Below are 1009 nucleotides of genomic sequence, written 5' to 3'. Positions count from 1 at the left end.
GCTGCCGAAGCCGGTGCTCGACGGTCCGCGCGCCCTCTACCCCGACGTTCTTCCCGGGGCGGACCTGCTCGTCGTCGCCCGTCAGGAGGGCGGCTTCGGCCAGCTGCTGATCGTCAAGAACCGGTCGGCCGAGACGATCAGGGCAGTCAGCGCCGTGACCTACGGCCTGCGCTCCGAGACGCTGGTCTTCCGCCACGACGCGACCACCGGCGGTGTCCAGGCCCTCGACCGGGTCAGCGGGGAGGAGATCAGCTCGATCCCCACCCCGTTTGCCTGGGACTCCGCCGGCCGGGACCCCGAGGCGCCGGACACCGCCACCCGCACCGCTGTCGCCACCAGCGCCGACGTGCTGTCGCTCTCGGGGCTCTGCGGCAGCGAGCCGGGCGCCCGGCAGGCCCGGATCCCCACCCGGCTGGACGGCGACGGCACGGGCGACGCCCGCCTGCGCCTGGACGCCGCCGCCACCGGCCTGCTCACCGGCGAGGGCGTGCGCTTCCCCGTCTTCCTCGACCCGACCCTCATCACCGGCAAGCAGGCCTGGGCGACCGTCTACTCGCAGCACCCCAACACCAACACCTGGAACGGCACCAACTTCAACTCCGGCACCACGGACGCCCGGGTGGGCTACGAGCAGGACACGCCGCTGCGGACCCGCTCCTTCTGGCGGATGGGCTACAGCAGCAGCATCAAGGGCGCCACCGTCAGCTCGGCCAGCTTCAAGGTGCTGAACAACCACTCGTGGAACTGCACGGCCCGTGAAATGCAGCTCTGGCTCACCGGCGCCATCTCCTCCGGCACCACCTGGAACAAGCAGCCGAGCTGGACGACCCTGCAACAGAAGCGGTCCTTCGCCCACGGCTACGGCAGCAGTTGCAGCGACGACTACGTGAGCTTCGACGTCAAGAACGCGGCCCAGCAGGGCGCCAACGGCGGTTGGTCGAGCATCACGCTCGGCATGCGCGCCACCAGCGAGTCGGACACGCTGACCTGGCGCAAGTTCAAGGTCTCC

Annotated in this window: 1 protein-coding gene; it reads left to right on the top strand. The window is 70.6% G+C overall.

What is annotated here, in order from left to right; translation table 11 throughout:
* Nucleotides 1-1009, top strand: a 1009-nt coding sequence (locus tag AB0E94_RS53330) for a DNRLRE domain-containing protein (protein ID WP_360344714.1), incomplete at both ends; no start/stop codon positions are given.

It is taken from the genome of Actinoplanes sp. NPDC026670, assembly GCF_040638175.1.
In the GTDB taxonomy this organism is placed as follows: Bacteria; Actinomycetota; Actinomycetes; order Mycobacteriales; family Micromonosporaceae; genus Actinoplanes.
The sequence above is the reverse complement of the archived record's forward strand: the minus strand, read 5'-3'. Positions and strand labels throughout refer to the sequence as shown.